At 61.5% G+C, this 23,164-nt stretch carries 23 protein-coding genes and 2 rRNA genes; 10 read left to right on the top strand and 15 right to left on the bottom strand.

All coding sequences use genetic code 11. From position 1 onward, the window contains the following. Positions 1 to 11: 11 nt before the first annotated feature. From HBO12_RS22420 to cynR, 7 genes are all read right to left on the bottom strand, one after another. A complete protein-coding gene (locus tag HBO12_RS22420) occupies positions 12 to 3,434 on the bottom strand; it encodes an OspG family effector kinase (protein ID WP_170043248.1) in 3,423 nt (1,140 codons plus the stop codon). Between the two features lie 89 nt (positions 3,435 to 3,523). Then, positions 3,524 to 4,456 (bottom strand): D-2-hydroxyacid dehydrogenase, encoded by a 933-nt coding sequence (locus HBO12_RS22415; protein ID WP_169955560.1) that lies wholly within the window; start codon positions 4,454 to 4,456, stop codon positions 3,524 to 3,526. A gap of 113 nt (positions 4,457 to 4,569) precedes the next feature. Beyond that, positions 4,570 to 4,863, bottom strand: a complete 294-nt coding sequence (locus tag HBO12_RS22410; protein WP_169955559.1) for a YcgL domain-containing protein — start codon at positions 4,861 to 4,863, stop codon at positions 4,570 to 4,572. Then, positions 4,860 to 5,993: a ribonuclease D gene (rnd, locus tag HBO12_RS22405; protein WP_169955558.1), complete on the bottom strand. Its 1,134-nt coding sequence runs from the start codon at positions 5,991 to 5,993 to the stop codon at positions 4,860 to 4,862. Before rnd ends, HBO12_RS22410 begins: the two co-directional genes overlap by 4 nt. Before the next feature lie 122 nt (positions 5,994 to 6,115). Beyond that, positions 6,116 to 6,772, bottom strand: coding sequence for a class I SAM-dependent methyltransferase (locus tag HBO12_RS22400; protein ID WP_169955557.1), 657 nt, complete (start codon positions 6,770 to 6,772; stop codon positions 6,116 to 6,118). Between the two features lie 98 nt (positions 6,773 to 6,870). Continuing rightward, positions 6,871 to 8,244, bottom strand: a complete 1,374-nt coding sequence (locus tag HBO12_RS22395; RefSeq protein ID WP_170043247.1) for a glutamine synthetase family protein — start codon at positions 8,242 to 8,244, stop codon at positions 6,871 to 6,873. 285 nt (positions 8,245 to 8,529) lie between these two features. Further along, positions 8,530 to 9,441: a transcriptional regulator CynR gene (gene cynR / locus HBO12_RS22390; protein ID WP_169955555.1), complete on the bottom strand. Its 912-nt coding sequence runs from the start codon at positions 9,439 to 9,441 to the stop codon at positions 8,530 to 8,532. Between the two features lie 112 nt (positions 9,442 to 9,553). Here cynR and HBO12_RS22385 point away from each other — a divergent pair, with 112 nt between their 5' ends. The 3 genes from HBO12_RS22385 to HBO12_RS22375 are packed head-to-tail and all read left to right on the top strand — an operon-like array spanning position 9,554 to position 11,591. Then, complete coding sequence (locus HBO12_RS22385) at positions 9,554 to 10,195, top strand: carbonic anhydrase (RefSeq protein ID WP_057958801.1); 642 nt, start codon at positions 9,554 to 9,556, stop codon at positions 10,193 to 10,195. A gap of 28 nt (positions 10,196 to 10,223) precedes the next feature. Then, positions 10,224 to 10,694 (top strand): cyanase, encoded by a 471-nt coding sequence (gene cynS, locus HBO12_RS22380; protein ID WP_057958800.1) that lies wholly within the window; start codon positions 10,224 to 10,226, stop codon positions 10,692 to 10,694. A gap of 54 nt (positions 10,695 to 10,748) precedes the next feature. After that, a complete protein-coding gene (locus HBO12_RS22375) occupies positions 10,749 to 11,591 on the top strand; it encodes a cache domain-containing protein (RefSeq protein WP_170043246.1) in 843 nt (280 codons plus the stop codon). Positions 11,592 to 11,633: 42 nt separating this feature from the next. Here HBO12_RS22375 and HBO12_RS22370 read toward each other — a convergent pair whose 3' ends face one another. Both HBO12_RS22370 and pobA read right to left on the bottom strand, forming a co-directional pair. Then, positions 11,634 to 13,151 (bottom strand): MDR family MFS transporter, encoded by a 1,518-nt coding sequence (locus HBO12_RS22370; protein WP_170043245.1) that lies wholly within the window; start codon positions 13,149 to 13,151, stop codon positions 11,634 to 11,636. A gap of 33 nt (positions 13,152 to 13,184) precedes the next feature. After that, complete coding sequence (gene pobA, locus HBO12_RS22365; protein ID WP_170043244.1) at positions 13,185 to 14,378, bottom strand: 4-hydroxybenzoate 3-monooxygenase; 1,194 nt, start codon at positions 14,376 to 14,378, stop codon at positions 13,185 to 13,187. Between the two features lie 179 nt (positions 14,379 to 14,557). Between pobA and HBO12_RS22360 the strand changes: the two genes are divergently transcribed. After that, positions 14,558 to 15,433, top strand: coding sequence for a helix-turn-helix domain-containing protein (locus HBO12_RS22360; RefSeq protein WP_170043243.1), 876 nt, complete (start codon positions 14,558 to 14,560; stop codon positions 15,431 to 15,433). A 59-nt stretch (positions 15,434 to 15,492) separates the two neighbouring features. On the opposite strand, the gene HBO12_RS22355 is transcribed toward HBO12_RS22360, so the two are convergent. Both HBO12_RS22355 and HBO12_RS22350 read right to left on the bottom strand, forming a co-directional pair. Next, positions 15,493 to 15,666, bottom strand: coding sequence for a hypothetical protein (locus HBO12_RS22355; protein ID WP_169955550.1), 174 nt, complete (start codon positions 15,664 to 15,666; stop codon positions 15,493 to 15,495). Between the two features lie 99 nt (positions 15,667 to 15,765). Beyond that, positions 15,766 to 16,671, bottom strand: coding sequence for a LysR family transcriptional regulator (locus HBO12_RS22350; RefSeq protein ID WP_170043242.1), 906 nt, complete (start codon positions 16,669 to 16,671; stop codon positions 15,766 to 15,768). A 113-nt stretch (positions 16,672 to 16,784) separates the two neighbouring features. On the opposite strand from HBO12_RS22350, the gene HBO12_RS22345 reads away from it, so the two are divergent. From HBO12_RS22345 to HBO12_RS22330, 4 genes are all read left to right on the top strand, one after another. Beyond that, positions 16,785 to 17,651, top strand: a complete 867-nt coding sequence (locus tag HBO12_RS22345; protein ID WP_170043241.1) for an MBL fold metallo-hydrolase — start codon at positions 16,785 to 16,787, stop codon at positions 17,649 to 17,651. 34 nt (positions 17,652 to 17,685) lie between these two features. Then, positions 17,686 to 18,300, top strand: coding sequence for an NAD(P)-dependent oxidoreductase (locus tag HBO12_RS22340; protein WP_170043240.1), 615 nt, complete (start codon positions 17,686 to 17,688; stop codon positions 18,298 to 18,300). A 184-nt stretch (positions 18,301 to 18,484) separates the two neighbouring features. Continuing rightward, the gene (locus tag HBO12_RS22335; RefSeq protein WP_170043239.1) at positions 18,485 to 19,672 is read left to right on the top strand and encodes a CynX/NimT family MFS transporter; all 1,188 of its coding nucleotides are present in this window, start codon (positions 18,485 to 18,487) and stop codon (positions 19,670 to 19,672) included. A gap of 137 nt (positions 19,673 to 19,809) precedes the next feature. Further along, positions 19,810 to 20,766, top strand: a complete 957-nt coding sequence (locus tag HBO12_RS22330) for a LysR family transcriptional regulator (RefSeq protein WP_169955545.1) — start codon at positions 19,810 to 19,812, stop codon at positions 20,764 to 20,766. A 10-nt stretch (positions 20,767 to 20,776) separates the two neighbouring features. Here the strand turns inward: HBO12_RS22330 and HBO12_RS22325 are convergent, their stop codons facing one another. Next, positions 20,777 to 21,679 carry a LysR substrate-binding domain-containing protein gene (locus HBO12_RS22325; protein ID WP_169955544.1) on the bottom strand — a complete coding sequence of 301 codons (903 nt, stop codon included), beginning with the start codon at positions 21,677 to 21,679 and terminating at the stop codon, positions 20,777 to 20,779. Between the two features lie 108 nt (positions 21,680 to 21,787). Here HBO12_RS22325 and HBO12_RS22320 point away from each other — a divergent pair, with 108 nt between their 5' ends. Both HBO12_RS22320 and HBO12_RS22315 read left to right on the top strand, forming a co-directional pair. Further along, complete coding sequence (locus HBO12_RS22320; RefSeq protein WP_178121219.1) at positions 21,788 to 21,994, top strand: hypothetical protein; 207 nt, start codon at positions 21,788 to 21,790, stop codon at positions 21,992 to 21,994. A gap of 57 nt (positions 21,995 to 22,051) precedes the next feature. Next, positions 22,052 to 22,453, top strand: coding sequence for a VOC family protein (locus HBO12_RS22315; protein ID WP_170043238.1), 402 nt, complete (start codon positions 22,052 to 22,054; stop codon positions 22,451 to 22,453). Between the two features lie 52 nt (positions 22,454 to 22,505). Here HBO12_RS22315 and HBO12_RS22310 read toward each other — a convergent pair whose 3' ends face one another. The 3 genes from HBO12_RS22310 to HBO12_RS22300 all read right to left on the bottom strand — a co-directional run. Then, a complete protein-coding gene (locus HBO12_RS22310) occupies positions 22,506 to 22,652 on the bottom strand; it encodes a hypothetical protein (RefSeq protein ID WP_170043237.1) in 147 nt (48 codons plus the stop codon). Between the two features lie 163 nt (positions 22,653 to 22,815). Continuing rightward, positions 22,816 to 22,931: ribosomal RNA gene (rrf, locus tag HBO12_RS22305) — 5S ribosomal RNA — on the bottom strand. A 154-nt stretch (positions 22,932 to 23,085) separates the two neighbouring features. Continuing rightward, a 23S ribosomal RNA gene (locus HBO12_RS22300) occupies positions 23,086 to 23,164 on the bottom strand; the annotation flags it as partial.

Raw genomic sequence — 23,164 nt, 5'->3', positions numbered from 1 at the left:
GATCACGACGCTCAGGCAAGCAGGCGCGCAAAGGCCTGGCGCAGCGCCTCCCTTTGACGTACATACGCGGCCATCACCACCGGCACCATGAACTCCAACGGCTGGGAATCCATATCCACCGGGTAGATTTTCTGGTCTTTCGCCGAGTACATAAAGTTCTTCAGCTGCAAATCATTGTGATAGATATCCTTCGCTTCCATTTGCGCCAGGGCATCATCCAGCAAGGACCGTGCTTGCGGCGGCAAACTCCCTCTCTCAAAATGACTGAGCGCCACCCCATCAAGCTTGCGCATCTTTATGTATTTAAAGCCGTCCTCAATGATCCCTCTTGCAAAACCATCGCCATAATATTTATTCAGCGATATCACCTCCATGTTGAGGTAATTGGCCGAAGGTTGCAGTGAAGTAGGCCCAAGATCCTTGTAGACACTTTTGCCATCGCGGCTGGCGTAAATCACACCCTCGCCACCGGCCGCGATTTCCGGCCCCAGATCGTCCGCGACTGACACAGGCCCCGCCCCGCGCAGCGTCAGCCGCCGCCATTGATCGCCCTGGACGTGCTCGACCAGCAACGGCGTTTGCCGGCCATTGTGATAGATCCGTGCCTGGACAGTGCCGTCCTCGGCACGACTGACTTGCCGGACTTCATACACCGCCGTCTGACCGGCACTGTCGATGTGGCGGATATGAGACAGATGGCCATCAGCGGCGAGATAAACCCCCTGGCTGTTGCGCGAAAGCCCGGCGATTCGCGAGGGCGCAACGCTGTACTCGGCAAACAGCCGGTTGCCCAGCTCGCTACCCGGGGCAATACGCGCCATGGCCAGTGCGCCGTCCACGGCCTTGGTTTGGGCAACAAACCCTTCAAGGGGGCTCCCATAGGGGCGTATCCTGTCAACATCGAAGGCATACCATTTACCGTTGCGCAGCACCGCGCCGCCTTCGATACGCCTTCCTGCAACTATGTAGGTGCCTGTTGCCGCAACACCAGACTCCTTACTGACCGCCTTCAATAGGTCATAGCTGCCGCTGCTCCCCCTGAGCTTGTTAACCGCCTGGATACCTTTGGACAATCCTTTACCGGCCAGTTGCGCACCGCCCACGGCCAAGTCGCCCAATCCTCCCAGGGGGTTAAACGCGCCAATCGTGGCCACACCGATTATCTTCGTCCCCCGTAATACCTTGGTCACCCCGGAGACAGCAGCGCCGCCCAACCGCCCCAGTTTCCCCGCCACTGCCGCGCCGGCAGTCAGGAAGCCAAAGATATCCAGCGCCAGGTCCACAGCCCCCTCGCCGTAGTTGCCCTGCTGAAAATTGACAATCGCCGAGCGCAACGGAACAAGGTTGAGCACAAACTCTTTAACCGCCCTGGCTGTGCCCTTCTGCTCGTCCAGCGTGGTCTGCCCCCTGGCATGTTCCTTTATCTGCGGGTCATCCAGATCAAGGTGCTCAACGAATACATCGGCAATGTATTGAGTACGCGGCGTCGCAAAGCTATCAAGCAACCCGTTATCCCGTGGGGTTCTTTCATTTCTCTGCTGAGGGGCACCCTCAGGGCTGAACACTTTGGTCTCGTACACGACATTGGCATTTCTTGAACTACGCTGCGCCGCCCGCCAGAGATCCACGGGCCGAATAACCCCTTGGGCAAAGTTGATTTCATAGGCTGCTGGAGGCTTTCCCTCGCGCTCAACTTTCAGCAGCAGTTCCTGGCCTTTGGGGTGCTGGGTTCTGTCGGTAAAGCCTAGGCCCAAGGTGTGGGATAGATTCTGATAGAAGGTCAGCTTTCCATACTCAAGGTTCTCCCGATCGACCACCGGCAACTGCGCGACCAGATGCTTGATGGTGATGCCGATAGCTGCCTTTTTATTTTTTATCGTGTCATCGAACGGCTGGTTGAACGCCTCGGTGGTGCCAAATCGGTGATTGGCGTTCAACTCGGCCAGGGGGATGCGGCTGTCTGCGCAATCAAATACGGCGGGCGAAGGTAGGTCCATCATGGCGATATCCAGCAGCGAATGGCGCCCAAGCAAGTAGGTTGCTGGCGTTCCAGGACCACCTCGCGGATGGCCTGTAGTACTGATCAGTTTCTCTTCAAACAACGCGCCCAGGTCGCCAAATCGTCGCTTGAGTTCGGCCAGCGCCAACTCTTTTCGACTGGGAATCGCCTTATCCAATGCCTGGCTGGCGCTGATCATTTGCCGCTGGCGGCTGTTGAAGGTGTCTTTGAGTATGTTCAGTTCCTGGTCGCTGTAGCCCTCATCATCCCGGCGCTCCAGCAGTCCATTGGCAACCCCCCAGTCCAGCAGGGCGGCCTTCTGCGCCCGCCAGGTGACGCCCGGATCAGCCAGGCCCGCACTCTCGGCCTGTAGCATGACCTGCACAAAGGTCATGTTCGGTACCTTGCCCGGCGATTGAGCTTCTATCGTGCGCGCCGCAACCGCCAGGTTTACCCAGGCCGAGCTGCCATAGGTGACACTGGCGGGGATGTCCTTGATCAGGAACTCGGGGGCCATCCTGGCCAACAACAGATAGGCGCCTACCCCTGCCATCTCCGGGCGGGTTCTGCCACTGGCGCTCAGGTGCGTGCGCAACCCGTCGACCACCACTGAAGCGGGTTTACCCCAGTGCCGAGCGCTTGCCAGGTCAAAACCCGCCACCTTGGTGCGATGTGGCGCGGTGATGGATTCGGGATCCATCTGCACAGCAATGGCAGCCAGCAAATAGTCGTTGATACTGCGGTCGGTAGCGACTGCATCCATTTGCTCTTGCAGGTACTGTCCCAGCCGCTGCCCTGGCGCGCAACTGATCAGCGATTGCAGGGCCTCGATGGGGTTGCTGCGTACCTGCAGGTCGACGGGCTGCTGATCGTTCAGGTAATCCAGCACCCCCTTATCACCGAGCCGGTCCAGAGCCAGCGCGCCCAGCCTGCGTTGCTCATCAGGACTGATAGGCACCGGCCACGATAAGCCGCCGCCAAGATCGCCAAGTGGGTGCTCCAGGGCTTTTTGAGTGACCGCATCGGCGAGGCTGGCAAGGTGAAAATGGCTGGTGGGCTGGAAAAATCCAAGATGCCGGATAAAGGTCGTCAGGGTGATGCTGCTGCCGGCATCCAGCGGATAGGACGACCCAGGGTCTATGCCCATCGGGGTACTGCCCAGCGCCGCCAGCACAGCTTGCGGAGTGGCATCTACGCCCAGGCGCGTGGCGACCTCGAAGAGCTTTTGCCCCAGGACCTTCAGGTTTTCTCTGTCGGCCAGGGCAGCCTGCAGGCCAGACTTGGGTTTGGCCTGTGTCGGGATGACCGGGCCACCAGCAGCGCCAGTTGCCGGCAAAGGGTCAGGCTGCGCAGGCCTGGCCCCTTCAGCGACACGGTCAGTCAAAGACGCGGGAAACAGAGGTGTTTGCGGGGGGATAGCACGCAGATCGAACATTGAGAGGCCTCCCTGATTAAGGTCAGCGAGCCTCCCACGATACCGTCAGCGATAAAATCAGATGCGGGCTACGCAGCCTGTGGGGGAGTTCAATATCCGCGCTCGAAACTCACCTCGCCACGCAGCGAATCCTTAGCCTGGTACGCCCCAAGGTTCTCGACAAACAGCGCCACCATGCGTCGCGGGCAGGTCGGCGCCGAGCTGTGGCCCGTCAGCAACAAGCCCCAGGCAGTCCAGAACGGATGGCGCTGGGGCAGAGGCTCCTGGCGACACACGTCGATGACCGCACCGGCCAGGTGCCCTTCTTTCAGGGCCTCGACCAGATCGGCATCCACCACCGCCACGCCCCGGCCGACGTTGATGAACAAGCCGGTCGGCTTGAACTGCTTGAACAGCGCCGCATCGTACAGGTCGTGGGTGTTCGGCGTGTTGGGCAGCAGGTTGACCACATAGTCCACCTCGCCCACCAGCCGGCCCAGTTGATCCGGCCCGGCCACCTCGAGAAACGGGGCCTGCTCCCGGGCTTGGCTGGCAACGCCGTATAACTCCACGCCAAAGGGCAGCAGGAACTGCGCGACGCTCTGGCCGATATCGCCGGTGCCGACGATCAGTACCTTGCGCCCCGCCAGGCTCTGGCCCATGCGGTTGTCCCACTTGCGCTCGACCTGGCTGACCAGGCGCGCCAGCACCTCGCGCTCGTGGCCGAGCATGTAGGTGAGCACGTACTCGGCCATCACCTGGCCAAAAATGCCGACGGCACGGGTCAGTCGATAATCCCGTGGCAAGCCATCGGCCAGCAGCGGCGTGATACCGGCCCAGGTCGATTGCAGCCATTGCGGGTGATGGCCCTGGCGCAGCAGGGTTGCCAGCAGGTCCGGCTGGCCCAGCCACACCGGGCAATCGGCGGCCAGGCGTGACAGTTCAGCCGAGTCGCCGCTGGTCAGGACTTCAATATCCGGCGCCGCTTCGCGCAGCAGTCGGGCGTACAGCGGGTGGTCCTGTTCTGCTATCAGAACGCGCATGGTTCAAACCTTTCAAAAACAGTGCAGGCGACCACCGGCAGCAGACTGACTGCTGGGCTCGGGGCTCGCCAGGTCATTCGATTCAAACGTGCCCCGAGCGGGACACGGGTCGATCACATCGGGTCGTTACGGCGCAGCAGTTCTTCGGGCAGGTGTTCGATGTACTCATCGTCCGGCGGTGGCATCTGCAGGTGGTAGCCCTGCTTTTGCAGGTTGGCCAGGACTGCCACGATATCTTCCTGCTGCAGCTTGCGTTCCGCCGTCAGCACCAGGTTGAAGGCGTGTACCGGCTTGCCGAACACGGTCAGCAGGCCTTCGGGCACGCGCTCCAGGGCATCGCTCTTGAGCACGTAGAGGTACATGCCGGCGCGTTTCGGGCTGCGGTAGATGGAACAAATATGTTTCAAGGCTGTTCTCCGGCAGTGGCCAGGCTGTCCAGCAGCGCCTGGCCCATCAACTCGCGGCGCCAGCCACGCAGCGAGTCAGGCAATTGGTAAGGCCCATCGGGGTAGCCACTCTTGACCAGCGCCTCGAGGGTTTTCTTGCGCAGCATCAGCTCCGGGGCCATGTCCAGGCGTTCGGCGAAGGTTTGGCCCAGGGCGCGCAGTTGCTTGATCAGCACCGCGGCATCCACCGGCAACGGCTCAGGCACGGCCGGCGGCCATTGGTCCATCGGCACACTGGCGGCACGTTTGATCAGGCCCAGCAGAAACTCGCCGTCCTGGCGCACGGTGCGCGGGTGCATGTCTTCGATTTTGCCCAGGGCCGCGAGGTTATCCGGCTGCGACTTGGCAAGGGGCCATAGCGAGTGTTCACGCAGGATACGGTTGCGTGGCAGGTCGCGGGCGCGGGCTTGCTGTTCGCGCCAGGCGCACAGCTCGCGCAGCACAGCGAGTTGGGCACGGGACAGTTTCCAGGCCAGCTTGGCGTCGCGGTAGACCTCATAGGGATCGATTTCCCGACGCAGGTTGGCCACCAGTTCCGCGCCATCTTCCAGGATCCAGGCGTATTTTTCGTCGGACAGGCGCGGGCGCAGCCGTGTGTAGACTTGCGCCAGGTGCACCGCGTCTTCGGCGGCGTAGCTGACCTGGGTCTCGGACAATGGTCGCTGCAGCCAGTCCGAACGGGTCTCGCCCTTGGGCAGTTCGATGTCGAGCACAGCTTGCACCAGGCGCGAGTAGCCCATGGAGAAGCCGAGGTTCAGGTAGGCAGCTGCCAGTTGGGTGTCGAACAGCGGCGCCGGCAGACTGCCGGTCAGGCGCAGCAACACTTCCAGGTCTTCACTGCAGGCGTGTACCACCTTGATCACCGCTGGGTTTTCCAGCAGCGCGGCCAGGGGTTGCCAATTATCGATGGTCAGGGGATCGATCAGATAAGCGCGTACACCATCGCCGATCTGGATCAGCCCGGCGATGGGATAGAAGGTATCGACCCGCATGAATTCGGTGTCGAGGGCGACGAATGGCAACTGCTGCCATTCGGCGCAATGCTGGCCGAGGCTATCGTTGTCGCAGATCCAGTGAATATCGATGGCCACACGGCTCTCCCTTGAAGAATGGCGCGCAGTATATATCGCCAGAGGGACTTTCGAGCACCCGCAGTGTGCCAGCCATCATGAAAACTCTGACAGGAGACGAAGAATTGCCCGACATCTGAGGGTTATCCTCGTTTGCGCAGCACATAAACCCGCCACAAGGTCGAGCCGGGCATGAACTCTTGCTGATTGAGCACCGTGAACCCCGCCTGGCGGAACTCCGCTTCCACCTCGACACGATGGGACAGCAAGGCTTGCCCCGTGCCTGGCGGGTGGAGCTCACGATGGCGGCTGTCGCTGTCCACCGAGACAATCACCGTGTCGCGGCTGACCCGGTGAAACTCGCGCAACAGCGCCAGGCGCGCGTCGGCCGTGGGGACGTGGCGAAACAGTTCCAGGCAGAAAATGCAGTCCACCGCGTTGGCCGACAGGCCGATGGAAAAGGCCGAGCCCTGGAACGTCTTGATCCGGCGCAAAAATGCCGCGCCGTGATGGCTCTGGGCATGATCGAGCATGGCCTGGGATGGGTCCGAGGCGAGGATCACACGGTTGCTGTGTTCGGCCAGCACCGGCCAGAAGCGCCCCGCCCCACAGGCCAGGTCCAGCAGCAGCCCGGGCTCCCCCGCGACTTTCAGGGCCTGGCGCACCAGGCGCTCATCGCGCCATAACCATAGGCGCCGCCGTAAAGTCGGGGGGCGCGGGTCGCCGCAGACCCGAGCGTGGTCACGATCACAGCGCGCGGCGAATTCAGCCTCGATGGACGATGGGGGTTGCGACGACATCACGGGACTCATGTAGATGAACCGGTCTCTACGGACACTGGACCCTCAGCTTATCCACCCGCTCGTGAAAAAAAGGTCGAAAGCATCGCGCTTCATCATCACGCCTGGTGCAGGTACCAGCGCCAGTCCTGCTCGCCCACCTCGCCCATGAACTGCCGGTACTCAGCCCGCTTGACCGCCAGGTACACGCCGAGAAACTCCTGGCCGAATGCTTCACGTGCCCAGGTCGAACCTTCCAATGCACGCAAGGTGGTCAGCCAGTCGGTGGGCAGCAGCTCCTTAGCCTGGGCATAACCATTGCCCGTGACTGGCGCGCCGGGATCGCGCTGCTCACGAATGCCACGGTGGATCCCCGCGAGGATTGCCGCCGCCGCCAGGTACGGGTTGGCATCGGCGCCGCAGATGCGGTGTTCGATATGCCGCGAAAACGCCGGGCCGCCGGGCACACGCAGGCTCACGGTGCGGTTGTCGACCCCCCAGGTGGCCGCCAGCGGCGCATAGCTGTTGCTCTGGAAGCGTCGGTACGAGTTGGCGTTGGGGCAGAACAACAGCAAGGAATCGAGCAAAGTACTGAGCATCCCGCCCACCGCCTGGCGCAGCAGCGGCGTACCATCGGGCGCCTCGCTGGCAAACAGATTGTTACCGTCGGCGTCCGCCAGGCTGACGTGCATGTGCATGCCGGTGCCGGCCAGGTCGTCGAACGGCTTGGCCATGAAACAGGCCGTCATCCCGTGCTTGTGGGCCACGCCCTTGACCAGGCGCTTGTAACGCACCGCCTCGTCCATCGCTTGCAACGCATCGCTGCGGTGTTCGAGGGTGATCTCCACCTGGCCCGGCGCGTATTCGGAGATCGCCGTGCGCGCGGGAATGCCTTGCAGCTTGCAAGCGCTATACAAGTCGGCCAGAAACGGCTCGATCTGCTCCAGCTCGCGCAGGCCATAGACCTGGCTCGAGCGCGGGCGACCGCCGTCCATATCCCGCGCCGGTTGCGGGCGGCCATTGCTGTCGGGCTTCTGGTCCAGCAGGTAGAACTCCAGTTCCGCCGCCATCACCGGGTAATAACCATCGGCCTTGAGCCCGTCGATGACCTTGGCCAGCAAGTGCCGGGGATCAGCCACCGTCGCCGGCAAGCCCTCCACCGGGTGCATGCTGACCTGCACCGCCGCAGTGGGAATCAACCGCCACGGCATGCGCTGCAAACTGCCGCTGATCGGGTAGGCGCGGCAGTCGATATCCCCTACCTCCCACACCAGGCCGGAGTTTTCCACGTCGTCGCCATTGAGGGTCAGGCCCAGGATGGTACTGGGCAGCGGGCGGCCACTGGCGTAGACCGCCAGCAGTTCATCACGGTGCAGCAACTTGCCGCGAGGCACGCCGTTGCTGTCGAGGATGAACAGTTCGAACATCTCGATATCGGGATTTTGGTCAAGAAACGATTGGGCTTCGTGCAGGCTGGCAAAGACGGTACTCATGGCAACTCTCTTACGTATGCGTCAGGCAGGCGCGCACGACGGCGCACCCGTGAGGGGGCAATCAGCGTAAGGGAGCGGTATCCGGCGGGCGGGCGTGGCGGCAGTGCCACAGCGCCCAAAAGGCCAGTTCAGAAGGCAATACATCAACGCCCAGCCGACACACCGGGCGGCTCGGCGCGATGGCGCCAGGCAAGGCCTCGGGGTGAGTGTCGGGGGAACCGTCCATGCAGGGATCACAGTGAAGAGATAAGCGCCAGCGTCACACGCTGGGTTAAGCCATTAAATTCAGTCTTGATGGAGTTCACTTTCAGGATGACTAAACATTCGCCACCCACTCACCACATCGACAAACGCCCGGCATGCAGCACTGCGATAAGCGCCCTTGCGACTGAGCAGGGCCACCGTGCGCTGCGGCAACGGCGGGCGCAGTTGCACCGCGTGCAAGCCCTGCTGGGCCATGGCCACCTCGCGGGGCAGGATCGTCGCCAGTTGGGTATGGCGAATAATTTCAATCACCGCACTGATCGAATTGGCCTGCATGGCAATCTGCGGCGTTATCTCCAGCGTCCGGCAATAGTCATCAATGTAACGTCGCGTCGCAAATCCGCTGTTCAACAGCACCAGGGGTTGCTGCTTGAAGTCAGCCAGCTTGAGCCACTGTTTGCGCTTCAAGGTTGGATGACTGGCGCTGGCCACTACGCTCAACTCCTCGACAAACACCCCTTGGCATTCGATGTCTGGCATGTGCTCGCCGCTGAAGCCAATGCCGATATCCAGCAAATCCTCGGTCAGCGCGCGCTCAAGACGGTCCTGGGGCATTTCCTCGACGCTGACGGTGATCCCCGGATACTGCTGATAAAACTGGGCCAGTAGCGGCCCGATCAGGTACGCGGTGAACGTCGGGGTCATGGCCAAGCGTAAATTGCCACGGCTCAGGTCCTGCACGTCATGCATGGCCCGGGTGCCCGCCTGCAGATCCTGCAGCGCCAGGCGGGCAAACCGCACATAGGCCTGGCCCGCGTCGGTCAGGTTGACACTGCGCCCGGAACGATCCAGCAGCGGTGCCCCCAGGTTCTCTTCGAGTTGCTTGATCTGTTGCGACAATGTCGGCTGCGACACATGCAACGCTTCGGCAGCCCGCGTGAAGTTACGGTGCTCGGCGACGGCCAGCAGGTAGCGGATATGGCGTAGCAGCATGCAAAACACTCCAACTATAGGCATGACTTATAGAAACCATAATAATCCAGTCTTGGACGCTATAACAAAAAACTTCCATCCTTGCCCCATTAGCGACGCAAGGAGAAACACCATGCAGCATCTCATCGACGGCTTGCGCAAGTTCCAGAGCGAAGCCTTCAGCCAGCGCAGTGACCTGTTCAAGCAACTGGCAACCACGCAACACCCCAGCACGCTGTTTATTTCCTGCTCCGACAGCCGTGTAGTCCCGGAGCTGTTGACCCAGCAGGAACCAGGCGATCTGTTTGTGATCCGCAATGCCGGCAATATCGTGCCGTCCTACGGCCCGGAGCCGGGCGGGGTCTCGGCCACGGTCGAATATGCGGTGGCCGTGCTGGGGGTCAGCGATATCGTGATTTGCGGCCACTCCGACTGCGGCGCCATGACGGCCATTTCCACCTGCAAATGCCTGGATCACTTGCCCGCCGTGGCCAACTGGCTGCGCCATGCCGAGTCGGCCAAGGTGATCAACGCCGCACGTACCCATGCCTCGGATGCAGAGCGACTGAGCGCCCTGGTACGGGAAAACGTGGTCGCACAATTGGCCAACCTCAAGACTCATCCCAGCGTCGCCCTGGCGCTTGAACAGGGCCGGCTGAGTCTGCATGGCTGGGTCTACGATATCGAAAGCGGCTGCATCAACGCCCTGGATGGCCGCACCGCTCGCTTTGTATCCCTGCTGGACAATCCACAGACCCGCGCACACGCCGCCTGAACCTTATTTAACCGAAGAGGAAGTCATCATGCTGCAATCCCAATTGTCCCAAACCCCACGCCTGGCCCTGGCCGACACCGTGATTGATATCAAGGCCCGCAAAAACCTGTCCTGGCAGGACCTCAGCGACGGCACCGGCCTGAGCCTGGCGTTCGTCACCGCAGCCCTGCTCGGGCAACACCCGCTGCCCAAGGACGCAGCCGATGTGGTGTGCGCCAAACTGGGCCTGGACGCGGACGCCAGCCGTCTGCTGCAAAGCGTGCCTCTGCGCGGCAGCATCCCCGGTGGCATTCCGACGGATCCGACCGTGTACCGTTTCTATGAAATGCTGCAGGTCTATGGTTCAACCCTCAAAGCCCTGGTCCACGAGCAGTTTGGCGATGGCATCATCAGCGCCATCAACTTCAAGCTGGACATCAAAAAGGTCGAAGACCCGGACGGCGGCTCCCGCGCGGTCATTACCCTGGACGGAAAATACCTGCCGACCCAGCCGTTCTAATCCCCGGGCAACCGTCTACGCTCTTGGGACATTCACAAGAACGAGGGACGGGTAATGAAGGGAATGCTCCGCGCCACCTGGCTGCTGCTGTTGTTTGGTTTCAGCCAGGCCCAGGCCGCAACCGCCCATGAACAGGACGCCCAGGCCGCCAAGGCGCTGCTGGAGAAGGCCCTGGCTTATTACCACGACAACGGTGACAAGGCCTTCGCCGCCTTCAGCCGCCAGGGCGAGTTTGTCGACAAGGACCGCTATGTGTTCGTGGTCGATACCAAGGGCGTGCTGCTGGCCAGTGGTGGCCCATCTTCGGCGCTGATCGGTCGCGACGTGTCCGAAGTGCTCGGGCCGGACCTGCGCCAGTCGTTCAAGGACGCGCTGAAGATCCCGGAAGGCAATGGCATCCAACAGGCCGAATACCGCTGGCAGAACTGGAACGACGGCAAGGTGGAACGCAAGCATGTGTTCTACCAGCGTATCGGCCAGCGCATCCTGGCCGTCGGCTATTACCTGCCCCGGGCCACACCCGAGCAGGCCAAGGCCCTGCGGGACAAGGCAGTCAGGGAACTGGAGAAAAACGAAGCCGGTACGTTGAAAGCGATCAATGCGCTGCAAGGCGGCTTTTTGCAGGACGACTTGTATGTGTTTGTGGTCGACCTGGATACCGGGCGCTATGTGGCCCACGGCACCAACCTGCGCCTGATCAACACCGACTTCGCCAAGATCAAGGATCCGGACGGCAAGCCCGTGGGTGAACCGATCCTGGCACTGATGAAGGAGCAGGGTCAGGGAGAATATGAATACCGCTGGAAAAACCCGGTGACCGGCAAGGTGGAAAACAAGCATGCCTATCTGCGCAAGAGCGGGCATTTTCTGGTAGCGGTGGGTTACTACAGCCCGTAAGCGCGCAACTGCACGCCTTGTAGGAGCAGGCCGGCGCCTACGCTAGCGGGCCTTGTCTTCGCGCCCGCGCAACAGCTGGTTGGGCATCGCAATCGCCGCTGCCAGCCCCAGCAGCGACACCGCCGCGCTGATCATCAACAAATGCCGGAAGGTCCTCAACAGCTCCCCACGCAAGGCGTCCTGCGCCGGGCCGGGAGCCGCGTTGAGGCCATCGAGCAGCACGTTGCCGGAGCTGCCTTCGGCCATCATCGAGCCACTGGCCAGGTGGGCAAAACTCGAGTCCTGCAACAACGCCAAAAGCAAGGCCGACATACACGCCACGCCGACCGCGCCACCCAGGGAGCGAAACAGGTTGGTGGTGCTGGTAGCGACACCGATGTCGTGTTGCGCCACTGAGTTTTGCGTACCCACCAGGGAAGTCGGGAACTGCATGCCCGAGGCAATGCCGCTGAGCACCATGAACAAGCTGCTGAGGATCAGTGACTGGGGTGCGCTGAAGGCCATGCCGAGGATAGCAATCGGCGTGAGCAGCGCACCGGTAAGGATCATCGGTTTATAGCGGCCGGTGACTGAGGTCATGCGCCCGGCAAAGAACGCGCCCATGGGCAAGCCAATCGCCAGCGGCAGCAGGTGCAAGGCGGCGCTGTCGGCACCGGCCCCCGTGACGCTCTGATAGCGCAGGGGCATCAGCACGATCAGCGAGATGGCCTGGAAGCTGGTGAAAAAAATCGTACACCAGCACAACACCGCGCTGCGGTTGGCGAACAGGTGCATGGGCAACAACGGCTCCCGCGCCCGGCGCTCATGCCAGACAAACACCGTCAACGCCACCAGCGCACAGGCCAGCAGGCCCAGTACTTGATCATCGCGCCAATGATGGCCCTGGCCGATTTCAGTGATGCCCAGCAACAGCGCGGTCAGGCCGATGATCATCAGCACCGTGCCAAGGTAATCGATGATCGGCTTGCGCTGTGGCACCGGCAGCCCCACCAGCGTGCGATGGGCCACCCACCAGGCGCCCGCGCCCAATGGCAGGTTGATCAAAAATACCCAGCGCCACGACAGGTACTCGGTCATATAGCCGCCCAACACCGGCCCGGCCACGCTGGCGACGGCGTACATGCTGCTGAAGTAACCCTGGTAACGCCCACGCTCGCGGGGCGGAATAATGTCGCCGATGATCGCCTGGCTTACCGAAATCATCCCGCCCGCACCGATGCCCTGGAGGATCCGCGCCAGCACCAACTGCTCCATGCTTTGCGCCATGCCACAAAACAGCGAGGCCACGGTGAACAGGCCCATGCCGATCAACATCATCGGCCGCCGCCCATACAGGTCGCCAAGTTTGCCGTAGATCGGCACCGCCACGGTCATCGCCACCATGTAGCCGGAGATGACCCAGGCCAGCAGGTTGACGTCGTTGAACTGCGCAGAAATGGCCGGCATCGACACGGCGACGATGGTCTGGTCCAGCGCACCGAGGAAAATCGCCAACATCAGGGCCGCAAGGACACTGCGTACAGAGGGTGTGGATTGGGTCACGACAGAACCTGCAGGCAAGCGGCAATGCCCGCCATGTTACTCGATAGCCGGCTATTCGATAGCCTCGTAAGGAAGCCCGACGTAATTTTCTGCAATGGTTGCGCGTCCAGCCTGCGACTCGACAAAGTACTCCAGCTCGCTCTGGGCAATCCGTTGGCTGAAGCCATCCGCCTCGGGAAACTGGTGCAGCATCGAGGTCATCCACCAGGAAAACCGCTCGGCCTTCCAGATCCGCCGCAAACAGATCTGGGAGTATTTCTCCAGCAGCTCCACGCGCCCTTCCCGGTACACCTTGCACAAGAGGGTGAACAGGGTGCTCACATCACTGGCCGCCAGGTTCAGGCCCTTGGCGCCTGTGGGCGGCACGATATGGGCGGCGTCCCCCAGCAGGAACAGGCGCCCGTACTGCATCGGCTCCACCACGAAACTGCGCAGCGGCGCGATGCTCTTTTCAATTGAAGGCCCGGTCACCAGGCTTGCCGCCAGATCCGCCGGCAAGCGCTCCTTGAGTTCGGCCCAGAAGCGCTGGTCGGGCCATGCATCAAGCGACTCCTCGGCCGGCACCTGCAGGTAATAGCGACTGCGGCTGGGCGAACGCATGCTGCACAGGGCAAAGCCACGCGAATGCTTGGCGTACACCAGTTCCCCGTGGACCGGCGGGGTGTCGGCAAGGATGCCCAACCAGCCGAACGGGTAGACCCGCTCGAAGGTCTTGAGCACATCGGCGGGGATCGACTGGCGCGACACGCCATGGAAGCCGTCGCAACCGGCGATGTAGTCGCAGTCCAGGCGCACCTGCTGGCCTTGATGCTCGAAGGTCAGCCAGGGCCGCTCGCCCTTAAGGTCGTGGGGCTGAACATTGCGCGCTTCATACAGGGTGATCGCGCCGGCGTGCTCGCGGGCGGCCATCAGGTCGCGGGTGACTTCGGTCTGGCCGTAGATCATCACAGTCTTGCCGCCGGTCAGGGTCTTCAGGTCGATGTGGTGCAAGCGCCCATTGAGGGCCAGCTCGAAGCCTTCATGCACCAGGCCCTCGGCGTCCATCCGCTGGCTGACACCCGCCTGGCGCAACAGGTCGACCATGCCTTGCTCCAGCACTCCGGCGCGAATTCGCCCGAGAACGTAGTCCGGGGCCTGGCGCTCAACAATCAGGGTTTCAATCCCCGCGTTATGCAGCAATTGGCCGAGCAGCAGCCCCGAAGGACCGGCGCCGATGATGGCGACTTGAGTTTTTAGGGTTTTCATTATTTTTATGGCCCGCCGGCTTCCCCCGAACGTTATCGGTGAAAGCGTTGTCATTGGTTTTGGTACTGGCATTTTTCCCTTGAGTGAGCCCCACAAGAAGGTGAAAACTGAGCCAAAGCCTGCGCTTTTCGCCAATCGGGGCGATTACCGAACCACTGTCCTGAGTATCGGATAAAAACATGACCAAAAATGCCAGTCCCGCGATTCCAGTGTTCAAACTCTACGGAGAAAGCCAGCAGTGGCCGACTCCGGATTTGCTGCATTGCGAGACCATCTCCCGGCGCAGCCGCGAGTACCAGTGGGAGATCCAGCCCCACCGGCATGCGGACCTGTGCCAATTGCTCTATGTGTACAAGGGCCAGGCGCAATTGGAGATCGAGGGCCAGCGCACGACGCTGACCGAATCGACCCTGCAAGTGCTGCCGCCGCTGTGTGTGCACGGGTTTCGGTTTGCCGAGGATGTAGAAGGGTTTGTGGTGACACTGGCCGCGCCGCTGGTGGCGCACCTGCAGGGCCAGTTGGGCTCGGCGGTAGACGGCTTGAGCGCCCTGGGCAGCTACCCGGCGGGCCAGGACAGTGACTACCTCAATAGCCTGTTCACCCGCTTGCAGAATGAATACACCGATGACTTCCCGGCCCGGGACATGATGATGCACGCGCTGGTCAGCGTGCTGCTGGTGTGGATCAGCCGCCAGGCCATCCAACGCCGCCATCCACGGGCACCTCGGGGCCGCGAGTACTTCCGGCACTTCACCCAGTTGGTTGAGCAGCACTACCGCGAACACCCGAAGATCGAAGACCTGGCGCACAAGCTGGGGATCTCGGTGTCGCACCTCAACGGCACCTGCCGCGAGCTGGGCGGGCAGCCGGCGTTGCAGATCATGCACGACCGCCAACTGCTGGAGGCCAAGCGTCTGTTGACCTACACGAGCATGACCATTAATGAAATGTCTGACGTGCTGGGGTTCTCTGACCCGACGAACTTTTCTCGATTGTTTCGCAGGCGCGTAGGATTTTCACCCAAGGCATTTCGCGAACAACTGAACGCGGACTGACCGACCACCCACGCACTGTTGCAGGAGCCCGCAAGCCGGCTGCTGCAACAGGTTGCGTGTCAGCGCAGTGCGCTCAGGGTCGCCGAGTAGGTGCATTGCCCATGGTTGCAGGCAGAAGCCATGCCGGGTTGCAGGCGGGCCTGTTCGGCGCGGTAGGCTGCGGTGCCATAGAGGGCCGTGGCAAAGGCGCAGAGGGCAAAAATCGTCAGGTACTTTCTGGTTTTGATCGTCATGGCATCAACCTCCGGACAGATCAAGAAGGTGCTGTATTGAGCATAGGCCAGCCAGGGCCAGTTGCCAGTATTGACGGGTATTCAGACGCCTTATAGAGCTTACAGCCCCACGTCCCATTGCGGCTCTGGCGGGAACCTCAAGACCAGGAAATCCAGAAGGCTGCGCAATGCCTGGGGCATGTGCTTGCGCGAGGCATACACCGCATACATGTTCATCTGCCGCGGTTCGGCATGGGGCAGCAGGCGGATCAACTGGCCGCTGCGGATGTAGTCGCCGGCCTGATAGGTCGGCAACATCGCCACCCCTGCCCCGGCCAGGGTCAGCCGCAGCAAGGTGCTGGCTTCATTGGCGCTGATATTGCCATGCACCGGCACCGACACGGGCTCAGCGTTCTCCTCGAAATGCCACAGGCTCTTGCCGAAGTAGGAATGGGTCAGGCAGTTGTGATCCGCCAACTCTTCTACCCGCTGGGGCTGCGGGTGTTCCTGCAGGTAGGCCGGCGACGCGCAGATCACCGAGCGGCACACGGTCAACTGACGCGCAATCAGATTGGGATCCAGGTCGTTGCTGGTGCGGATCGCCAGGTCGATGCGCTCATCCACCAGGTTCACTGTGCGGTCGAGCATTTGCAGGTCAATACTGACCAGCGGATAACGCTTGACGTACTCGGCCATGGCCTCGGCCAACTGCGCCTGGCCAAACGAGGTGCTGACGCTCAGGCGCACCAGGCCGCGAGGGGCGTCGTCCGGTTCGCTGACGGCGGCCTGCATGTCGTAGGACAGTTCCAGCATCTGCCGGCAACGCGGCAGGGTCTCACTGCCAGCGGCGGTCAGGCTGAGCTTGCGCGTAGTGCGGTGCATCAGGCGCGCGCCCACCCAGTCTTCCAGCTCCGCCAGATAGCGCGACACCACTGGGCGCGACAGGTCCAGATGATCGGCGGCGGCCGATTGGCTGCCCAGGTCGACCACGGTGACAAACACCCGCATTGCTTGAAGACGATCCATGATTTGCCCGGTTTTAGAAACAAACTATGTCCAAGCATCGCATTTTTTGCTGCGTTCAGTGCAACTAAGCTCTGTCCATCGCCTGCCAAGGCATCCCTGACCTGGACTTGAACATGCTCACTACCCTCAAGCGCTTTGTATTGGCCACTACCGTTCTCGGCCTTGCCGCCCACGCCGTCGCCGCCGACCTGACCCTCGAGGTGTATAACCCAGGTGAATCGGCGATCTTCCCCGTCAGTTCGGTGCTGGTCAGCGGCGAAAAAGACGCGATCCTGGTGGACGCGCAGTTCGGCAAAAGCCAGGCCGAACAACTGGTGCAGAAGATCCGCGCCAGCGGCAAACAGCTGACCACCATTTACATCAGCCATGGCGACCCGGATTACTACTTCGGCCTCGACACCCTGGCCAGCGCTTTCCCACAGGCCAAGATCGTCGCGCCACAACCGGTGGTCGAGCATATCAAGGCCACCGTTGCCGGAAAGATTGAATACTGGGGCCCGAAAATGGGCGCCGATAAACCCGCCAAGACCCTCATTCCCCAAGTCCTCGACGGCCATAGCCTGACGCTCGAAGGGCAATCGCTGGAAGTCATCGGCCTGGACGGCCCGCAGCCGGACCGCAGCTTTGTGTGGATCCCGTCGATCAAGGCCGTGGTCGGCGGCGTGGTGGTCTCGCAGAACATCCACCTTTGGATGGCCGACACCCAGGGCGCACAGTCCCATGCCGATTGGTTGGGCACCCTGCAACGTATCGAAAAACTCAAGCCGGTCACCGTGGTTCCCGGCCACTACCTGGGCACGCCTTCGGTCAAAGCTGTCGCCTTTACGGCCGACTACATCAAGGCTTTCGATGTAGAAACCGCCAAGGCCAAGGATTCCTTGGCCCTGATCGCAGCCATGAAAAAACGCTACCCGAACCTGGCCGATGAAAGCTCCCTGGAGCTGAGCGCCAAAGTCGCCAAGGGCGAAATGAAGTGGTGATTTGATCCAACCCTTACCCACACTGGAGAACGTCATGAGCAAGATTGCAATCATTGGTGCCACCGGCCGTGCCGGTAGCCAACTGCTGGAAGAAGCCCTGCGTCGCGGCCACACCGTCACGGCCATTGCCCGTAACACCGGCGCGATCGCCGCGCGTCCCGGCCTGACCGTCAAACAGGTGGACGCACTGGACGCCCAAGCCCTGCAACAGGCCATCAGCGGCAGCGACGTGGTGATCAGCGCCGCGCACTTCGCCACCCTGCCTGCGCCTGCGGTGATCGGGCCGGTCAAACAGGCCGGCGTGAAACGCCTGCTGGTGGTGGGCGGTGCGGGTTCGCTGCTGCTGCCGGGTGGCGGGCGGGTCATCGACAGCGAAGGCTTCCCTGCCGAATACAAGGCCGAGGCCAGTGCTGGCGCAGCGTTCCTCGACACCTTGCGCCAGGAAAAGGAGCTGGACTGGACGTTCCTTTCGCCCTCGGCAGAGTTTGTCGAGACCGCGCGCACCGGTAAGTTCCGCCTGGGCCAGGATGACCTGTTGGTGAGCAGCGAGAACCGCAGTTGGATCAGCTTTGCCGACTTCGCCATTGCCTTGATCGACGAAGTGGAAACACCCAAGCATTCGCGCCAGCGTTTCACCGTGGGCTACTAAGCCCACAACCCTGTAGGAGCCGGCTTGCCGGCGATGGCGGCGATGGCGGCTTATCTGACAAACCACTATCGCCGGCAAACCGGCTCCTACAGATGTAGTTTTTCAATAGCTCCTGCGACTTTCTGATTTGCCGCCGGGCCCGCGCGGTCGCCTAATGGCGACCTTGTCCGCTCAAGGCCCGCCCATGGAAAACGTCCACGCAAAACCCACTACCGCCCTCTGGCTGATAATCAGCGTCGTGCTGGTGGCCCTCAATCTGCGTCCGTCCATGGCGGCGGTCGGCCCTTTGTTATCGTCGATCCGCGGCGATGTGCCGCTGAGTTTCAGCACTGCTTCGTTACTGACCATGTTGCCGGTGATGGCGATGGGCTTGGCGATGTTCTTCGGCATGGGCCTGGGCAAACGCTTTGGCGAGCATCGCAGCATTGCCCTGTCGCTGGTGGTGATTGGCATTGCCACCTTGTCGCGGCTGTTTCTCGACTCTGCCGCCGAGTTGATCCTCAGCGCCATCGCCGCCGGCGTGGGCATTGCCCTGATCCAGGCGTTGATGCCGGCGCTGATCAAGTCGCGCTTTAGTGACAACGTTTCGCTGTTCATGGGCTTGTACGTCACCGCGATCATGGGCGGCGCGGCATTGGCGGCGTCGTTCTCGCCATTCATCCAGGTACAGACTGGCAGTTGGCGGATGGGTTTGGCGATCTGGGCGGTGCTTGCCGTGTTGGCGCTGCTGTTCTGGTATGCCCAGCGCGCCGCGTTGCCACCACTGCCCCAAGCCGGCAGCGGCCCGCAGGAATCGTTTTTCGACAATCGCCGCGCGTGGTTGCTGGCGATTTTCTTCGGCCTCGGTACCGCGTCCTACACCTGTGTACTGGCTTGGCTGGCGCCGTACTACGTCGAGCAGGGCTGGAGCGAACAGAACGCCGGCCTGCTGCTGGGCTTCCTGACGGCCATGGAAGTGGTCTCCGGGCTGATCACCCCGGCTATCGCCAACCGGCGCCAGGACAAGCGCGGCGTGGTGGCCGTGCTGCTGGTGCTGATCATCGCCGGCTTCTGCGGCCTGATCCTTTCCCCGCAACACCTCACACTGCTGTGGCCATGCCTGCTGGGCCTGGGCATTGGCGGGCTGTTCCCGATGAGCCTGATCCTGTCCCTCGACCACCTGGACAACCCGCGCCGCGCCGGTGGCCTGACGGCGTTTGTGCAAGGCATCGGCTACCTGATCGCTGGGGTGTCGCCGCTGATTGCCGGGATGATCCGCGACCAACTGGGCAGCTTCGAATGGGCCTGGTGGTCACTCACCGCCGTGGTGGGGGTGATGTTACTGATAGTCCTGCGCTTCGACCCGCGCCACTATGCACGGCATATTCGTTAGGGCGTCGTGTTCCAAACAGTATCTGTCCCACAATGGACATAGAAAGGTCCGACAGACCTTTCTATTGGGACGAGCGTTCCGTTAACATTTTGTCTTGTTTGCGCTGCGGTCGCGCAACAGGCTCACGGACGGAACGAATGCTAAACAGTAACTTGCTTAGAAAGCTCGATATGCAGGATCTGATGGTGTTTATCGCTGTGTATGAGCAAAGCAGCGTCACCGATGTGTCCGAAACCCTGTTTGTCAGCCAGTCCACGGTCAGTTACAGCCTGAAAAAGCTGCGCACCAGCTTTGAGGACGACCTGTTTATCAACACCCGTGCCGGCATGCGCCCAACCTACAAGGCCAGCACCATGTACGGGCATGTGCAGAAAATCCTCGAAAGCATCAACCTGTGCCACGCGGGCGCGCAGACGTTCGATCCCACGCAAAAAGCCGTCACCTTCAACCTCTGCGCACCCGAATACTTCGAGCAACTGATCCTGCCCAGATTGTTGAAACACTTCGATCATGCCGACCTGCCGGTGATCGTCAATGTGCAGAAGCTGGAAACCGAGATCCCTGTCGAGGCGCTACGTGACGGGCGCCTGGACCTGGTGATCTGCTTCGGCCCGCACTTTCACCGTGAGCACAAGGACCTCAGGACCCAGATGCTGCTGGAGGACGACCTGGTCTGCGTCTTCGACAAGCGTGCGGCCCCCCGGGAGCCGGCGTTCAGCTTGCAGTCCTTTGTGGCCCGGCGCCATGTGTTCCCCACGCCCTGGACCTCGGACACCAACATGATCGACGGCTGGCTGAGCCGCCAGGCTCACAAGCGCCAGGTCATCGCCCGGGCCAACAGCTACAGCGCGGCGCTGAAGATGATTGCCGGCACCGACTTTATCGTCACCCTACCCCGGCGCGTGCAACAACTGCTGGCCGTGGAACCACAGTTCGGCCATTGCGAAGCCCCCAACGGCCTGCCGGGGTTTACCCTGGAGATGCAGTGGAACGATGCCAGCGAGCAGGAAAGCGCCAACGCGTGGTTTCGCGAGCAGGTGGCGGCGGTTGCGGCCAGTTGCAAAGTGGACGTGGCAAGAGAAGCAAACGCCTAACTTGCCGCGCTCACGCCCCCATGAACGCTTCCAGCCGCGAGCGCATCCAGCGTTCGGCGGGGTCGCTGTCAACGTGGCTGAGCCAGACCATGGACAGGTCCAGGGTCGGTGTATCGAACGGAAACGGCTCACAAAACAGGTTGCCCGCCGCCGCCATGGCTTGGGCCGTGTAGTCTGGCAGGCTGGCGATCATATCGGTGCCGGCCAGTAATGCCGGTAAGGAACTGTATTGCGGCACGGATAACACCACGTGCCGCTTGCGACCGATCTCCGCCAGCCACTCATCGGCAAACCCCGCGACGTTAGCGGTGTGAGACACCAGCACATGGGGCCGTGCGCAGTATTCGTCGAGGGTCAGCGCCTGGTCCGAGGCATCGGCGCGCAGCACGCTGGGACGGATGTGGCGCAACAGTTTGCGCTTGGCATTGGCCGGCAGGCCACGGGTCTGGGTGATGCCGACGGTGATATCGCCAGAGGCCAGCAAATCGGGAATCCGCCAGTAATCGACGTGCTGCACCACAAACACCACCTGCGGTGCTTCGGTGCGCAGGGCCCGCAACAGCGGTGGCAACAGACCGAACTCGACGTCATCGGACAGGCCGATACGAAAGGTCATGGTACTGACAGACGGGTCGAAATCATGGGTAAGACTCAACGCCGCCGACAGCGAGTCCAGGGCCGGCGACAGATGCAGGATGAGCTCCTCGGCCCGCGCCGTGGGTTCCATGCGGTGGCCGACACGGATAAACAGCGGGTCGTTGAACAGCGTGCGCAGGCGGTTGAGGGCCGAACTGACCGTGGGCTGGCCAAGGAACAGCTTCTCTGCCACACGCGTTACGTTGCGCTCGAGCATCAGTGTTTCAAAGACCACCATCAGGTTGATGTCGGCCTTGCGTAATTCATTGCGATTCATGGCAAGCGCCCCACTGCCCAAGACAGTCGGCAGTTTAGGAACACAGCGGGGCCTGCGTCTATGCGCCGACTATCCAACCCACGTATTTGGGACTATAAATCAGCTTCCATGGCAACCGAGAACATCCCCGTGCTGGTCATTCTTGCCCTGGCCATCCTGATGGCCGGGCTGTGCATCTGGAGTATCAGGTTCATCGCCCATCCAACCGCCAGGACGCTGCTGCGGGTATTTATCGGGTTGTGCCTGGCCGCCATCGTGGCGTACCTGGTCTTGGCGTCGGGGTTTCCCACGGCGCTGCTGGTATCGGCAGGTTGACGAGCCTGCTGGCACTTCCTCTAATAGGCATCTTTTTCAAGCACGGAGCGCTTAGCCATGAAATTCGCCTACACCATCGTCTACGTCCCGGATGTCGCCGCGTCGCTGCAGTTTTTTGAAACGGCCTTCGGCTTCAGTCGACGCTTCCTGCATGAGTCTGGGACCTATGGCGAGCTGGAAACCGCAGGCACCACCTTGTCCTTCGCCGCGCATGAACTGGGGGAGTTGAATTTCAAGGGTGGGCACGTCGCTGCTCATTCTTCTAAGCAACCGCTGGGTGTGGAACGGGGATTTGTGACCGATGACGTCCCGGCCGCCCACGCCAAGGCTGTGGCCGCGGGTGCGACCGAGCTATCAGCACCGAGCAGCAAGCCCTGGGGCCAAGTGGTGTCTTATGTGCGCTGCCCGGATGGGACGCTGGTGGAGTTGTGTACGCCGATGTCCTGTAAGCCGGCTTGACGGCGGGGGCCTGTCAGCGTTATGCCCATCGCGGGCAAGCCGGTTCCTACAGTTATGGCTTCAGGGGGCGTTCCTGATCGCGTTCGGATAGCTCCGTCCCGTCATCCGGATGCTTCCAGGTCTGTGGCTTCTCTTTCTCGCGACGCTGCCTGGCGCGCTCCTGCTCCGCGTCATCGCGCGGTTTGGGTTCAGTGGTCATACCTACCTCCCGTCCTTAAGAATGAGTCAAGCCAACTAAGCATAGAGCAGCAATCGCATTTGTTGCAGTTGGCGGGCGCGACCAGTTGCTTGCGGGCTTATGGGTTTTCGACCGCCCAAAACAAAACCCCAACTGCTTTCGCAATTGGGGTTTTGGAATTTAATCTTGACGATGACCTACTCTCACATGGGGAAACCCCACACTACCATCGGCGATGCATCGTTTCACTGCTGAGTTCGGGATGGGATCAGGTGGTTCCAATGCTCTATGGTCGTCAAGAAATTCGGGTACTGAGTCGCGGCAGGTGCCTCGCTTCAGCAAATTGGGTATGTGACAGCTTTCGGTGTTTTGTGAGATTCGAACTTTCGGTTCATTTCGTCTTCATACACCGCAATCTGATGCTCTTTCGAGAAACAAATTGCTTGGGTGTTATATGGTCAAGCCTCACGGGCAATTAGTATTGGTTAGCTCAACGCCTCACAGCGCTTACACACCCAACCTATCAACGTCGT

The sequence above is a fragment of the Pseudomonas sp. WS 5059 genome (assembly GCF_012985525.1).
GTDB lineage: Bacteria > Pseudomonadota > Gammaproteobacteria > Pseudomonadales > Pseudomonadaceae > Aquipseudomonas.
This window is presented reverse-complemented; position numbering and strand designations above follow the sequence as displayed.

Excerpts from the sequence above, each read along its gene's own strand:
- HBO12_RS22420 (WP_170043248.1), bottom strand. The coding sequence starts at position 3,434 with ATGTTCGATCTGCGTGCTATCCCCCCGCAAACACCTCTGTTTCCCGCG.
- HBO12_RS22415 (WP_169955560.1), bottom strand. The coding sequence starts at position 4,456 with ATGCGCGTTCTGATAGCAGAACAGGACCACCCGCTGTACGCCCGACTG.
- HBO12_RS22400 (WP_169955557.1), bottom strand. The coding sequence starts at position 6,772 with ATGTCGTCGCAACCCCCATCGTCCATCGAGGCTGAATTCGCCGCGCGC.
- HBO12_RS22395 (WP_170043247.1), bottom strand. The coding sequence starts at position 8,244 with ATGAGTACCGTCTTTGCCAGCCTGCACGAAGCCCAATCGTTTCTTGAC.
- cynR (WP_169955555.1), bottom strand. The coding sequence starts at position 9,441 with ATGCTGCTACGCCATATCCGCTACCTGCTGGCCGTCGCCGAGCACCGT.
- HBO12_RS22385 (WP_057958801.1), top strand. The coding sequence starts at position 9,554 with ATGCAGCATCTCATCGACGGCTTGCGCAAGTTCCAGAGCGAAGCCTTC.
- cynS (WP_057958800.1), top strand. The coding sequence starts at position 10,224 with ATGCTGCAATCCCAATTGTCCCAAACCCCACGCCTGGCCCTGGCCGAC.
- HBO12_RS22375 (WP_170043246.1), top strand. The coding sequence starts at position 10,749 with ATGAAGGGAATGCTCCGCGCCACCTGGCTGCTGCTGTTGTTTGGTTTC.
- pobA (WP_170043244.1), bottom strand. The coding sequence starts at position 14,378 with ATGAAAACCCTAAAAACTCAAGTCGCCATCATCGGCGCCGGTCCTTCG.
- HBO12_RS22360 (WP_170043243.1), top strand. The coding sequence starts at position 14,558 with ATGACCAAAAATGCCAGTCCCGCGATTCCAGTGTTCAAACTCTACGGA.
- HBO12_RS22355 (WP_169955550.1), bottom strand. The coding sequence starts at position 15,666 with ATGACGATCAAAACCAGAAAGTACCTGACGATTTTTGCCCTCTGCGCC.
- HBO12_RS22350 (WP_170043242.1), bottom strand. The coding sequence starts at position 16,671 with ATGGATCGTCTTCAAGCAATGCGGGTGTTTGTCACCGTGGTCGACCTG.
- HBO12_RS22345 (WP_170043241.1), top strand. The coding sequence starts at position 16,785 with ATGCTCACTACCCTCAAGCGCTTTGTATTGGCCACTACCGTTCTCGGC.
- HBO12_RS22340 (WP_170043240.1), top strand. The coding sequence starts at position 17,686 with ATGAGCAAGATTGCAATCATTGGTGCCACCGGCCGTGCCGGTAGCCAA.
- HBO12_RS22335 (WP_170043239.1), top strand. The coding sequence starts at position 18,485 with ATGGAAAACGTCCACGCAAAACCCACTACCGCCCTCTGGCTGATAATC.
- HBO12_RS22330 (WP_169955545.1), top strand. The coding sequence starts at position 19,810 with ATGCTAAACAGTAACTTGCTTAGAAAGCTCGATATGCAGGATCTGATG.
- HBO12_RS22325 (WP_169955544.1), bottom strand. The coding sequence starts at position 21,679 with ATGAATCGCAATGAATTACGCAAGGCCGACATCAACCTGATGGTGGTC.
- HBO12_RS22320 (WP_178121219.1), top strand. The coding sequence starts at position 21,788 with ATGGCAACCGAGAACATCCCCGTGCTGGTCATTCTTGCCCTGGCCATC.
- HBO12_RS22315 (WP_170043238.1), top strand. The coding sequence starts at position 22,052 with ATGAAATTCGCCTACACCATCGTCTACGTCCCGGATGTCGCCGCGTCG.
- HBO12_RS22310 (WP_170043237.1), bottom strand. The coding sequence starts at position 22,652 with ATGACCACTGAACCCAAACCGCGCGATGACGCGGAGCAGGAGCGCGCC.